The sequence below is a fragment of the Micromonospora sp. NBC_01655 genome, from assembly GCF_026339755.1.
GTDB lineage: Bacteria > Actinomycetota > Actinomycetes > Mycobacteriales > Micromonosporaceae > Micromonospora.
Genome location: NZ_JAPEQF010000001.1, coordinates 1,932,496 through 1,944,025 on the forward strand (window position 1 = coordinate 1,932,496; position 11,530 = coordinate 1,944,025).

At 74.2% G+C, this 11,530-nt stretch carries 12 protein-coding genes and 1 tRNA gene; 8 read left to right on the plus strand and 5 right to left on the minus strand.

Annotated elements, in window-relative coordinates; translation table 11 throughout:
• Window positions 1-11: 11 nt before the first annotated feature.
• The 4 genes from OOK41_RS09300 to OOK41_RS09315 form a co-directional block, all read right to left on the minus strand.
• Window positions 12-899 carry a tyrosine-type recombinase/integrase gene (locus OOK41_RS09300; protein WP_266263983.1) on the minus strand — a complete coding sequence of 296 codons (888 nt, stop codon included), beginning with the start codon at window positions 897-899 and terminating at the stop codon, window positions 12-14.
• 110 nt (window positions 900-1,009) lie between these two features.
• Window positions 1,010-1,085 (minus strand) — tRNA-Arg (locus tag OOK41_RS09305).
• A 127-nt stretch (window positions 1,086-1,212) separates the two neighbouring features.
• Window positions 1,213-2,262: an alpha/beta hydrolase gene (locus OOK41_RS09310; protein ID WP_266263985.1), complete on the minus strand. Its 1,050-nt coding sequence runs from the start codon at window positions 2,260-2,262 to the stop codon at window positions 1,213-1,215.
• A 96-nt stretch (window positions 2,263-2,358) separates the two neighbouring features.
• Window positions 2,359-2,781: an HPF/RaiA family ribosome-associated protein gene (locus tag OOK41_RS09315; RefSeq protein ID WP_117670858.1), complete on the minus strand. Its 423-nt coding sequence runs from the start codon at window positions 2,779-2,781 to the stop codon at window positions 2,359-2,361.
• A gap of 397 nt (window positions 2,782-3,178) precedes the next feature.
• Here OOK41_RS09315 and ssb point away from each other — a divergent pair, with 397 nt between their 5' ends.
• The 5 genes from ssb to OOK41_RS09340 all read left to right on the plus strand — a co-directional run bounded on the left by ssb (window position 3,179) and on the right by OOK41_RS09340 (window position 8,591).
• Window positions 3,179-4,015, plus strand: a complete 837-nt coding sequence (gene ssb, locus OOK41_RS09320) for a single-stranded DNA-binding protein (RefSeq protein ID WP_266263988.1) — start codon at window positions 3,179-3,181, stop codon at window positions 4,013-4,015.
• A gap of 98 nt (window positions 4,016-4,113) precedes the next feature.
• Window positions 4,114-4,503 carry a VOC family protein gene (locus OOK41_RS09325; RefSeq protein ID WP_117670862.1) on the plus strand — a complete coding sequence of 130 codons (390 nt, stop codon included), beginning with the start codon at window positions 4,114-4,116 and terminating at the stop codon, window positions 4,501-4,503.
• Window positions 4,504-4,682: 179 nt separating this feature from the next.
• Window positions 4,683-5,702 (plus strand): cobalamin biosynthesis protein, encoded by a 1,020-nt coding sequence (locus tag OOK41_RS09330; RefSeq protein ID WP_266263989.1) that lies wholly within the window; start codon window positions 4,683-4,685, stop codon window positions 5,700-5,702.
• On the plus strand, window positions 5,699-7,243 hold the full coding sequence (locus OOK41_RS09335) for a cobyric acid synthase (RefSeq protein WP_117670980.1): 1,545 nt from the start codon (window positions 5,699-5,701) through the stop codon (window positions 7,241-7,243). The genes OOK41_RS09330 and OOK41_RS09335 overlap by 4 nt, the downstream gene beginning before the upstream one ends.
• Before the next feature lie 286 nt (window positions 7,244-7,529).
• Window positions 7,530-8,591: a hypothetical protein gene (locus OOK41_RS09340; RefSeq protein WP_266263992.1), complete on the plus strand. Its 1,062-nt coding sequence runs from the start codon at window positions 7,530-7,532 to the stop codon at window positions 8,589-8,591.
• A gap of 28 nt (window positions 8,592-8,619) precedes the next feature.
• Here OOK41_RS09340 and OOK41_RS09345 read toward each other — a convergent pair whose 3' ends face one another.
• Window positions 8,620-9,021 carry a rhodanese-like domain-containing protein gene (locus tag OOK41_RS09345; protein ID WP_117670984.1) on the minus strand — a complete coding sequence of 134 codons (402 nt, stop codon included), beginning with the start codon at window positions 9,019-9,021 and terminating at the stop codon, window positions 8,620-8,622.
• Window positions 9,022-9,146: 125 nt separating this feature from the next.
• Here OOK41_RS09345 and OOK41_RS09350 point away from each other — a divergent pair, with 125 nt between their 5' ends.
• The 3 genes from OOK41_RS09350 (at window position 9,147) to OOK41_RS09360 (ending at window position 11,464) form a co-directional block, all read left to right on the plus strand.
• A complete protein-coding gene (locus OOK41_RS09350; protein ID WP_266263994.1) occupies window positions 9,147-9,791 on the plus strand; it encodes a hypothetical protein in 645 nt (214 codons plus the stop codon).
• A gap of 36 nt (window positions 9,792-9,827) precedes the next feature.
• Complete coding sequence (locus OOK41_RS09355) at window positions 9,828-11,180, plus strand: dipeptidase (protein WP_266267761.1); 1,353 nt, start codon at window positions 9,828-9,830, stop codon at window positions 11,178-11,180.
• 77 nt (window positions 11,181-11,257) lie between these two features.
• The gene (locus tag OOK41_RS09360; protein ID WP_117670870.1) at window positions 11,258-11,464 is read left to right on the plus strand and encodes a hypothetical protein; all 207 of its coding nucleotides are present in this window, start codon (window positions 11,258-11,260) and stop codon (window positions 11,462-11,464) included.
• Window positions 11,465-11,530: the final 66 nt, after the last annotated feature.

Below are 11,530 nucleotides of genomic sequence, written 5' to 3' on the forward strand. Positions count from 1 at the left end.
GTGGCCGAGAATTAGAAGCGGTCCGCCTGGGAAACCCGGCGGGCCGCTCTATGTGCGCGCTCGACCTGCGCTGACCGGCCGTACCGGCGCGGCATCTCCGCGCTGCTCCAGCCGAACAGGGCCATCGCGTCGCCCTCGCTGCCGCCGGCGTCCGCCCACAGGTGCGCGGCCAGATGCCGCAGCTTGTGCGGATGGATGCGGGGGATGCCTGCCTCCCGGCATCGGCGCTCGAGGAGTCGGTAGGCGCCGGAGGTGGTGAGCGCTCCGCCGAGCTGGCCGAGCCACAGGGAACTCAGCTTGTTGGCGTCCTTGTGGCGGGCCCGGACACGCAGGTACCGGTCGATGGCCTGTCCGGTCTTCGCGCCGAACGGGATAGTGCGGATCTTGTCGCCTTTGCCGTGGAGGGTGACGTGGTCGTGCCGCATGTCGAGGTCATCGAGGCGGATGCCGACCATCTCCGACACCCGCGGGGAGCCGGCCTCGCACCACAGGCGAATCATCGCGGTGTCGCGGCGGTCGCCGAACTCCTTGCCGCTGCATGCCTTCAGGAGGGCCGCGATCTGGTCGTCGGGCACGATCGGCACGGGCTTGCTGGTGACGTTCGGTTCGGCGATGCGGGTCATCGGGGACTTGTCGATGATCTCTTCGGCTTCGCACCAGCGGTAGAACGCGCGCAGGTTGCGGAACTTCTTGTGCACGGTGGCGGAGGCGTTGACCGTAGCGGCGGCGATGAGGAACTCCTCCAGGTCTTCGCGGCCGAGGTCAACGATCGGGCGTCCGGGCCGGAAGTCGGCGAGCTGCTGGAGGGTGATCCGGTAGCTCTTCACGGTGTCGGGGGAGGTGCGCTTGGTGCGGTGGTACCGCTCGTACGACGCCAGGTGCAGCTCGTTCACGTCCATGCGGCGGTCCTCCCGAGTTGCTACAGCGCTACGGCGATGCAGTGAGAATACTCTGCACTGGTATCGCTGTAGCAACTCGGGAGGGCCTGCCTGATCTCTGTTTGTGCAGGTGGTGCGCCCGGCAGGATTCGAACCTGCGGCCTTGGGATTAGAAGTCCCCTGCTCTATCCGCTGAGCTACGGGCGCGCGTGGTGGGTGTCGCGCCAGAAGGGTACCGCCGCACCTGCGGGAGCGGGTGCGACGGGGCAGGGCGTCGACCTCCTGCCAGGGTCGCACGACCCGCCCGCGCCGGGCACCCCAGTTTGTTCCCCCGTCAGCTCTGCGCAATCGCCTCCGCACCCTGCCCGACGACGCCCGCTCGCTGCCCGACAACGCCCTCCGCCGGCTGACGGCTCGTTGGGGCCGAGGGCGTCGGCCCGGCGCCGAGGAACGCCTCCGCCCAGCGGCCCACCTCGGCGAAGACCTTCTCCCGTACGGCGGGGCCGGAGAGGGTCAGGTCGTGCATCCCGCCGTCGAAGCGGGCCAGGGTCACGTGCCGGCCCAGGCGGGGCGCCCAGCGGACCATGTGCTCCACGTCCAGCACGGCGTCGGCGAGCGCGGCCGACTCGTGCCACTTCGTGCCCCGGAAGCTGCGGGTGGAGCAGGCCAACAGCACCGGTACGCCGATGTCGAGGCCGGCCCGCAGCTTCCGCTGGCCGGCGCGGACCGCCGACAGCCAGCCGGCCCGGACGGGGAACCCGGCGAGCGGCTTCCACGCCAGGTCGTACGTCCACTCGCCGCGCCGCTCGGCGTGCAGGCTCTCGCCGTACACCGAGCCGAGGCCGGCGGGGAGGATGCGGCGCGGCGCCCGGCGGGCCAGGCGGGAGACGGCGGCGGCGAGGGGTCTGCGCACCACCCAGGGGGCGTTGATGTCGAAGAAGGGGCTGTTGAGGACGAGCCCGTCGACGATGCCGGCGTCGCGCCGGGCGTCCGCCCACAGCGAGATGACCAGGCCGCCCGTGGAGTGGCCCATGGCGAGCAGGGTGCCGTGGCCGTCGTCGTCCCGGACGATCTTCGCAGCGGCGTCCAGTTCGGGGAAGTAGTCGCCGAGGTCGAGGCAGAAGTTCGGGGTCTGGTGCGGCAGCAGGCTGCGGCCGTACTTGCGCAGGTCGAGGGCGTAGAAGTCCCAGCCGCGCGCGGCGAAGAAGTCGGCCACGTGGGTCTGGAAGAAGTAGTCGACGTAGCCGTGCACGTACAGCACGGCCCGCCCGGTGGGGCGCTCGGCCCGGCGGCGGACCAGGGTCGCGACGACCGGACCCTCGTCGTCGGTGCCCAGGTCGATCGTCTGCCGCTCGTACGGCGGCCCCAGCACGTCCGGTTCCACGACCGCGACGGTACGCCGGGAACCTACCAGGCGGTAGCCCCGAAGCGGGAGGGTGGGACGCGTCCCACCCTCCCGCCGGTCAGGTCCGGTTTCCGATCAGGCCGGCTCGGCGTCGACCCGGACGACGTCGTCGAGAGCGACCTCGTCCGGTCCCGCCTCGGCCTGGCCGGTGTCGCGCAGGTGCTTGTTGTGCCGGGGCTCCTGCCGGGTCTTGGCGTCGTTGAGCCGGCGGCGCAGGTCGTCGCGCACGTCGTTGAGCGCGGCGTGCAGGTCCTCCTCCGTCGAGGTGGTGACGATCTTCTGCCGGCCGGCGATCCAGCACTCCAGAGTGACCTTCTGCCCCCGGACCTCCCGGTCCTTCACCGAGACCTCCAGCTCGGTGGCGTCGGCGTGGAAGCCGGCCAGCCGGGCGTCGAGGGTGGCGAACTGCTCGGCGATCCAGTTCCGGTCGCCCCGGGAGAACCCGGTGCCGACGCGCAGACACTCGGACACGGTCGCGGGGTTCGCCACGGCGCTCATCGGCGCACCTCGCCCTCGGTACGGACGGAACCGGTCGTACGGAGTCGGCAGAGAGTCATCTTCCGTGGCCCTTCTGATCGGACGGCGGGTCGCCTGTCGTCGGCCGGCGTGCCGTCGGTGGTGCTCGGTTGATCAAGGCTGTACCCAGTAACGGTCCGTCCGGAAACGCCCCGGCTCTACGCGACCCGGCGACCGGCCGCCGGCCGCCGGCCGCCGGCCGAGGACGTTGACCCCACCAGGGGACATAGCACACCGGGACCTTGATCAGGCTGTTGTCCACAGGCCGCCCCGTTGTCCACAGGTGGCGACCGGCCGATGGCGACGGGCGGCCGGGGCGGCCAGGCTCGGCGGTGAGTCGACTCGCATGGCAAGTCCCCGGTTCTCCCCTGGAGGGACGATGTTCGACACCTACGTAACAATTGTCGGAAATATCTTAACCGCGCCCGAGTGGCGGCGCACCACCCAGAGCAACACGCTGGTGGCCAACTTCAAGGTCGCCTCCACCGCCCGCCGGCTCGATCGGGACAGCGGCCGGTGGGTCGACGGCAACAGCCTTCGGGTCCGCGTCAACTGCTGGCGCAAGCTGGCCGAGGGGGTCGCCTCCTCGGTGATGGTCGGCGACCCGGTCGTGGTGGCCGGCCGCCTCTACACCCGGGACTGGACCGACGAGGCCGGCAACCACCGCACCCTCTACGAGATGGAGGCGGTCGCGGTCGGGCACGACCTGGCCCGGGGGCGGGGGCGGTTCCTGCGCAACCGGCCGAGCATGGCCACGAGCGCCGTCGAGGACGCCGAGGCGGAAAGCCGGGTGCACGGGGAGCCGACCGAGCGGGTCCCGCGGGGGCAGGCGCCCGCCTCGGCGGCCGACCGTCCCCTCGACGAGGACTTCGAGCCGGGCGGCTTCGATCCGGCCCGGGGCTCGTTCGACGCCCCGCACGCAGGGCGGGACCCGGCCGGTGGCCCCGACTTCGAGAACCTGGCGGGGGACCCCTTCGACGACCGGGCCGATCCCGCCGACGACGAGCTGACGGAGTTGGGCGTCGACGGCGGGGACGACCTGTCCCCGTTGCCTGACGGCGAGGCACCCTCCGGCGATGTCGCCAGGGCCGGTGAGGTCGGCCTGTCGGCCCAGGGCGGTCACGACGACCCGGAACCGCCCGGCGGTGAGCCGGACGGGGTGACGCCCGACCGCCGGGGCCGGCGGGGCCGTGGACGGGTCCCGGTGCCCGCCTGACGATCGGCCGGGGCGCTCGACGGGCTGGCACGGGGCAGCCCGTCGAGCGTCGTCCGTTCCGATTCCCCCGGACCTGCCGTGCTGTTAGCGTTCGGGCCGTGCGCGGGGAGATCAGGCTCGATCATTGCGTGATCGCGGTGAGCGACTGGGACAGGTCTGCGACCTTCTACCGGGATGTGCTCGGTGCCGAGGTCGTCGGGCATCCCGGCGGCCGGGTCGCGTACCGGTTCGGCGACCAGCAGCTCAATGTTCACGGCCCCGGCCTGGACGTCGGGACGCTGGTCGCTCGTCTTCCTGTCGCCCCCGGCGGCAGCGATCTGTGTTTCTCCTGGCCCGGGACGGTGGACGAGATTCTCGACCATCTCCAGCGGCACGCCGTCGCCGTGGAGACCGGGCCGGTCGACCGCGACGGCGGGCGTGGCCACGGCCGGAGTGTCTACTTCCGCGATCCCGACGGAACTCTGCTCGAACTGATCAGCTACCAGTGACGGCCGGCCGTGGCGGTCGATCAGACGGCCCGACATGGCCTCGGGCGTGAGGTCGGCATAGCGGCCGTGGCGGCCGAGCGTGGCCCCGCCCGGGGGAGGCGCTGCGCGTGGGAAATCCGACCGGTGCGGGGTTTTCGTCAATCACCGCGGCTAGGCTGGCCGGCCGGAGGTGGTGGCAGGTGCGGCAGTCGGTCGCCGTGGCTAACGCGGCAGGTCTGGTGGCGGGGTACGCCCTCGACTCTCTCCTCGGTGACCCCCGGCGGTGGCATCCCGTGGCCGGCTTCGGCCGGGCGGCCGGGGCGCTGGAACAGCGCGTGTACCGGCCGGACCGTACCGCCGGGGTGGTGTTCACCGCGCTCGCGGTCGGCGTGCCGGTGCTGGTCGGCGCGGCGGCGACGGTGGCCACCCGGCACCGGCCGGTCGGCCGGGCCGTGCTGATGGCCGCCGCCACCTGGACGGTGCTCGGCGGGCGCACCCTGCGCCACGAGGCGAAGGTCATGGGCCGGGCGCTGCGCGGCGGGGACCTGCCGAAGGCCCGCCGCCGCCTGGGGCACCTGTGCGGGCGGGACCCGTCGACGCTCGACGAGCGGGAGCTGGCCCGCGCCACTGTCGAGTCGGTCGCCGAGAACACCTCCGACGCGGTGGTGGCGCCGCTGCTGTGGGGGGCGGTCGCCGGCCTGCCCGGCCTGCTCGGCTACCGCGCGGCCAACACGCTCGACGCGATGGTCGGCCACCGGTCGCCCCGGTACGCCCGGTTCGGCACCCCGGCGGCCCGCCTCGACGACGTGCTCAATCTCGCCCCGGCCCGGCTGACCGGGCTGCTCACGATCGCCCTCGCCCCGACCGCGCACGGCGACCGGAGTCGGGCGTGGCGGGTCTGGCTGCGGGATCGCAACGACCATCCCAGCCCGAACGCCGGGCAGTGCGAGGCGGCGATGGCCGGGGCGCTCGGCGTACGGCTCGGCGGGCGCAACGTCTACTTCGGGCGGTCGGAGGTGCGGCCGTACCTGGGCGACGGGCCCCGCCCCGAGGCGCGGCACCTGAAGCGGGCCGCGAGGATCTCCGGCACGGTCGGGCTGGCCGCGCTCGGCGTGGCCGCCGCGTACCCGGTCACCGCGGGTCGGCTGGTCGGCGCGGTGGCGAGGACGGGTTGGCGGGCCGTGGCCGCCCGGGCGCGCGGGGCGGGGGAGGGGCGGTGAGCGGGGGGCTGCTGGTCGCGGGGACCACCTCCGACGCGGGCAAGAGCGTGCTCACCGCCGGGATCTGCCGGTGGCTGCACCGGCGCGGGGTGAAGGTCGCGCCGTTCAAGGCGCAGAACATGTCCAACAACTCGGCGGTGGTCCTCGGCCCGGACGGCCGGGGCGGCGAGATCGGCCGGGCCCAGGCGATGCAGGCGGCGGCCTGCGGGATCGCCCCCGACCTGCGGTTCAATCCGGTGCTGCTCAAGCCGGGCAGCGACCGGTCCAGCCAGGTGGTGCTGCTCGGCGAGGCCGTCGACACGGTCACCGCCGGCAACTACCGCGCCCTGCGGCCCCGGCTCGCCGAGGCGGCCTTCGCCGCGCTCGCCGAGCTGCGCGAGGCGTACGAGGTGGTGGTCTGCGAGGGGGCCGGCAGCCCGGCGGAGATCAACCTGCGGGCCGGCGACTACGTGAACATGGGGCTGGCCCGGCACGCCGGGTTGCCCACGATCGTGGTGGGCGACATCGACCGGGGCGGGGTGTTCGCCTCGATGTTCGGCACGGTCGCCCTGCTCGACCCTGCCGACCAGGCGTTGATCGCCGGCTTCGTGATCAACAAGTTCCGGGGCGACCTCGGCCTGCTCCAGCCGGGGCTGGACATGCTGCGCCGGGTCACCGGCCGCCCCGCGTACGGGGTGTTGCCCTGGCACCTGGACCTGTGGCTCGACGCCGAGGACTCCCTCGCGTACGGCCGGGTGCTCGGCCGGCCGGCGGCCCCGCACGGCACCGACTGGCTGGACGTGGCGGTGGTCCGGCTGCCCAGGATCAGCAACGCCACCGACGTCGAGGCGCTGGCCACCGAGCCCGGCGTCCGGGTCCGGCTGACCGTGGAGCCCGCCGAGCTGGCCGCCGCCGACCTGGTCGTGCTCCCCGGCTCCAAGTCCACGGTGGCCGACCTGGCCTGGCTGCGGGAGACCGGGCTGGCCGACGCCGTGGCGGCCCACGTGGCGGCCGGGAAGCCGCTGCTGGGCATCTGCGGCGGCTTCCAGATGCTGGGCCGGGCCGTGCACGACCCGGTGGAGAGCCGCGCGGGCAGCGTCCCGGGGCTGGGCCTGCTGCCGGTCGAGGTCACCTTCGAGGAGCGCAAGACCGTCCGGCAGTCGGCCGGCACCGCCGCCGCCGACCCGGGCGTCCCGGTCCGGGGGTACGAGATCCACCACGGGTACGTCTCGTCGGCCGACCCGGCGCTGCCGCCCCTGCTGACGTACGACGACGGCACGGGGGAGGGGGCGGTGCTCGGCGCGGTGCACGGCACCCACTGGCACGGGGCCTTCGAGTCCGACGGGTTCCGCCGCCGGTTCCTGACCGAGGCGGCGCGGCTCGCCGGCCGCACCGGCTTCCGGGCCGCCCCGGACACCGCGTTCGCCGCCGCCCGCGAGCGGTCCCTGGACCTGCTCGGCGACCTGGTCGAGGAGCACCTGGACACCGAGGCCCTGTGGCGGCTGATCGAGTCCGGCCCACCCGCCGGGCTGCCGTTCATCCCACCCGGCGCACCCAACTGACCCACCCCACCCCACCCCACCCCGCCCGCCCCCGTCCCCCGCCCTCGATCGGCGCAAATTCAGAGAATGTGTGGTCATGGAGCGCCGAAAGGCCACACATTCTCTGAATCTGCGCGGCTGACGGGGGTGAGGCGGGGCGGCGGCGGGGCGGGGTGGGTGGGGGCGGGTGGGGTGGGGGTAGTGGCGCGTCGCACATTTTTGGACAGTGCCTGGCTGGCCGCACCGGGTGCTCACGGGCCCGGGGAATGGGCCGTGCGGGGGCAGGCGTGCTCGCTAGGCTGCGCCGATGATCTTCAATCGCAGGGGGAAGCTGGCGGACCGGATCGCCGACGTCGAGGCGGCCGTACGCGAGCGCGACGGCACCGCCATGACCAGGGCCGTGCCGAGGGTCTGGCAGGTGGCGCAGCAGGCGTCCGTCGCGGAACTGGACGCCGTGCTGCCCCGGTGCGTGGCGCTGCTGCCGCAGCTCGGCACCGGGGCCGGGGGCCAGTTCTCCGTCCTGTGCGGGGCGCTGGTCGAGCTGGGCGCCCGCCCCGACCCGCTGGTCGCCCCGGTGGCCGACGGGTTCTCCGCCGCCCTCACCGGCGCGCACCGGTTCCGGTCCGGCTGGCAGCGGGTACGCGGCGACGACGCGCCGCCCGACCCCGACGATCCCGCCACCATGGACGCGGCGATCGGCGTGCTGACCGAGGCGTACGACGACGAGCAGGCCGCCTTCGACGCGGTCCAGGGCTGGTACGCGGCCGGCACCTGGGCGATGCCCGCGATCACCCTGTTGCAGCAGTCCGCCGCCGTGCGGGCCACGTTCCCGCACCGGGAGCGGCTGCTCGCGGTCGGGGCGGAGCTGGCCGGCGAGCGGCCCGACCTGGACTGCGTCCTCGGGCTGCTGCGGGTGCTCGACGGCGAGCGGCTGCTCGTGCTGCACCGGGAGACCGGCCGGGGCTGGCGGGTCACCATCGACGGCGTCGCCGACAACTTCCAGTTGCACACCCTGCTGGCCGGGGCGCTCGCCGGGCCGGCCGAGCGGGGGCTGATCGAGGGGCTGGCCGTCGACCCGTCCTGGGTCGCGGTGGCCACCGACGCGCCGGAGGACCGGTTCGGCGGCACGGTCGTCGGCAGCTTCAACCTGGTCGACGGGCACGGCAAGTGGATCTGGAACGAGGGCGCCCCGGCGGACATCCCGCTCTTCGACGACACCCGCGTCGTGGTCCTGGACCCGCCGCCGTACCAGCGGAGCTGGAACAACATCAGGCGGTTCCCGCTGATGTCCGCGGCGTTGGTCGTGGACGGGGCGCTCACCCCGGCCGAGGCGGCGGACTGGCTGGCCCGGGTGGCCGAGCCGGCCTGACCGCAGTCGGCCTGACCGCAGTCGGCGATCAGTAGCGGACGTCGGCGGGGCGGTCGGACATCGGCAGCCCTGCCTCCCGCCACGCCTCCACCCCGCCGACCATGTCGGTGGCGCAGTGCAGGCCGAGCGTGCGCAGGCTGGCCACGGCGAGGCTGGAGCTGTAGCCCTGGCGGCACACCAGCACGATCTCCCGGTCGTACCCGGTGGCCTCGGGGACGCGCCAGTCGCTGGCCGGGTCCAGCCGCCACTCCAGCACCGTCCGGTCGATGACGACCGCGCCGGGCAGCTCGCCCTGTTCCCGGCGCTGCGCCTCGGTTCGGGTGTCGACGAGCAGCGCGCCGAGGCGTACCGCCTCGACGGTCTCGTGCGGGGTCAGCCGGCGGACCCCGGAGCGGGCCTGTTCCAGCAGGGCGTCGACGCCCGGGCTCATCACGTTGTGGCGCACGGCACGATCATGCCCACCGCCCGCGTGGTCCGCGCAATGAAACCGCCCCGGTTCGACCGGACGACGTACCCGCCAGGATCGGGGCGCCCCGGGCGGCTAGCGTCGGGCCCGTGGTGGTGCCGGTCGTCGAGACGTACGCCGAACTGGGCCGGCGGGTGCTGGCCGGGCCGGCGCGGTTGGGGCGTACCCGACTGGTGGCGGTCGACGGGTGCAGCGGCGCGGGGAAGAGCGTCTTCGCCGCGCGCCTCGCGGACGCCCTCGCCGCGCTGCCCGGCGGCGGGCGACCGCCGGTGGTGCACACCGACGACCTGCTCGACGGCTGGTCCGACCAGCTCACCTTCTGGCCCCGGCTGGAGGCGCGGGTGCTCGCGCCGCTGCGCGCCGGCCGGCCGGGCGGGTACCAGCGGTACAGCTGGGCGCGCAGGTCCTTCCTGCCCCGCGAGGTGCCGGTGCCGCCCGCCCCCGTGGTGCTGGTCGAGGGGGTCAGCGCGGCGCGGGCCGTGGTCCGGCCGGAGCTGACCCTGTCGGTCCTGGTCACCGCGCCCGCCGCGCTGCGGCTGGCCCGGGCGGTGGCCCGGGACGGGCCGGGGATCCTGCCGGAGCTGCGCCGCTGGCACGCCGGCGAGCGGGCGCACTTCGACGCCGACGGCACGGCCGACGCGGTGGACCTGGTGGTCGACGGCGCCCCGGCCGCGCCGCACGATCCCGATCGGGAGTACGTCCGCCTCCGGGCCGCGGGCGGCCGGTGGAGGTAAGGCCGGCATACGATGCCGGTCATGACCTCACCGATCATGTCCGACGCCGAGGTGCGGGCCGCCGTCGAGCGGGAACTGCCCGGCGTCCGCGCCGACCTGGAACGACTCGTCCGCATCCCCGGCATCGCCTTCGAGGGCTTCGACCACTCGCACGTGGAGCGCTCGGCCGAGGCCGTGGCGGAGCTGCTGCGCGGCTGCGACCTCGACGTGCGGATCGTGCGCTCGGGCGGGCAGCCGGCGGTGATCGGGACGAGGGCCGCCCCGCCCGGCGCGCCGACCGTGCTGCTCTACGCCCACCACGACGTGCAGCCGGTCGGCGACCTGTCGCTGTGGGAGTCCGACCCGTTCGAGCCGGTCGAGCGCGACGGCCGCCTCTACGGGCGGGGCGCGGCCGACGACAAGGCCGGCATCATGGCGCACGTCGCGGCGCTGCGCGCGTTCGGCGACCGGCTCCCGGTCGGCGTGGTGCTCTTCATCGAGGGCGAGGAGGAGTACGGTTCGGACTCGCTGGAGCGGCTGCTCGCCGAGCACCGCGACGAGCTCGCCTCGGACGTCATCGTGATCGCCGACTCCGCCAACTGGGACGTCGGCGTGCCGGCGCTGACCACCTCGCTGCGTGGCATCGTCAACTGCTTCGTCGAGGTCCGCACCCTGGACCACCCGGTGCACAGCGGCATGTTCGGCGGCCCGGTGCCGGACGCGCTGACCGCGCTGGCCCGGCTGCTGGCCACCCTGCACGACGACGCCGGGGACGTGGCCGTGGCCGGGCTGGCCGGCCGGGAGGGGGCGTCCGTCGACTACCCGGAGGGCCGGTTCCGGGCCGAGGCCGGGCTGGCCGAGGGGGTGTCGTTCATCGGCACCGGCCGGATCACCGACCGGCTGTGGACCAAGCCGGCGCTCGCGGTGCTGGGCATCGACGCCCCGGCCACCGGCGAGGCCCCCAACGCCCTGGTCCCGGCGGCCAAGGCCAAGCTCAGCGTACGGCTGGCGCCGGGCGACGACCGGAAGCGGGCGTACACGGCGCTCCAGGAGCACCTCGCCAAGCACGCGCCGTGGGGCGCCCGGGTGACGGTGACGTTCGAGCACGATGGCGATCCGTGCGTCATCGACGCGTCCGGGCCGATGTTCGACGCGGCGCGGGACGCCTTCCGTACCGCCTGGGACGGGACCGAGCCGGTGGACATCGGCATCGGCGGCTCGATCCCGTTCATCGCCACCTTCCAGGAGATGTTCCCGCAGGCCGCGATCCTGGTGACCGGCGTCGAGGACCCGCACGCCCGGGCGCACGGGCCGAACGAGAGTCTGCACCTGGGCGAGTTCGCCCGGGTCTGCCGGGCCGAGGCGTTGCTGCTGGCCAAGGTGGCCGCCGCCGGCACGAACCGGAGTTAGGTGACGAAACGGTAACGTGGCAGTTCAGGTGGATGTTCTCGGCGTGTCGGGAGCGGAGCTGTTATAGCCTTTCGAACATGAGTACGAACGAGGTGATGGCCCGGCTTGAGGCCGCCGTCAGCGCTCTGGGGGACGTCGACGTCTCCGCGTGGCCCGAGGACACGCTCAAGGACCGGATCGGTGATCTCTCCACCGCCCTGGTCGCGCTCGACGCGATGCTCTCCCGGGTCGCCGACGAGGTGCGCGCCCGTGGCCTGCGCATCGAGGAGCCCGTTCCGGCCTGATCAGGTCGTCGCCGGGCCGGTCTGGGGGGAGTGGCCCGGCGTCGGGGGGCGGCTGAGCGCCCGGAA

Coding starts and splice junctions, on each gene's coding strand:
- OOK41_RS09345 (WP_117670984.1), bottom strand. CDS start 9,021: ATGAGCCCGGGCGTCGACGCCCTGCTGGAACAGGCCCGCTCCGGGGTC.
- OOK41_RS09340 (WP_266263992.1), top strand. CDS start 7,530: ATGATCTTCAATCGCAGGGGGAAGCTGGCGGACCGGATCGCCGACGTC.
- OOK41_RS09300 (WP_266263983.1), bottom strand. CDS start 899: ATGGACGTGAACGAGCTGCACCTGGCGTCGTACGAGCGGTACCACCGC.
- OOK41_RS09315 (WP_117670858.1), bottom strand. CDS start 2,781: ATGAGCGCCGTGGCGAACCCCGCGACCGTGTCCGAGTGTCTGCGCGTC.
- ssb (WP_266263988.1), top strand. CDS start 3,179: ATGTTCGACACCTACGTAACAATTGTCGGAAATATCTTAACCGCGCCC.
- OOK41_RS09355 (WP_266267761.1), top strand. CDS start 9,828: ATGTCCGACGCCGAGGTGCGGGCCGCCGTCGAGCGGGAACTGCCCGGC.
- OOK41_RS09360 (WP_117670870.1), top strand. CDS start 11,258: ATGAGTACGAACGAGGTGATGGCCCGGCTTGAGGCCGCCGTCAGCGCT.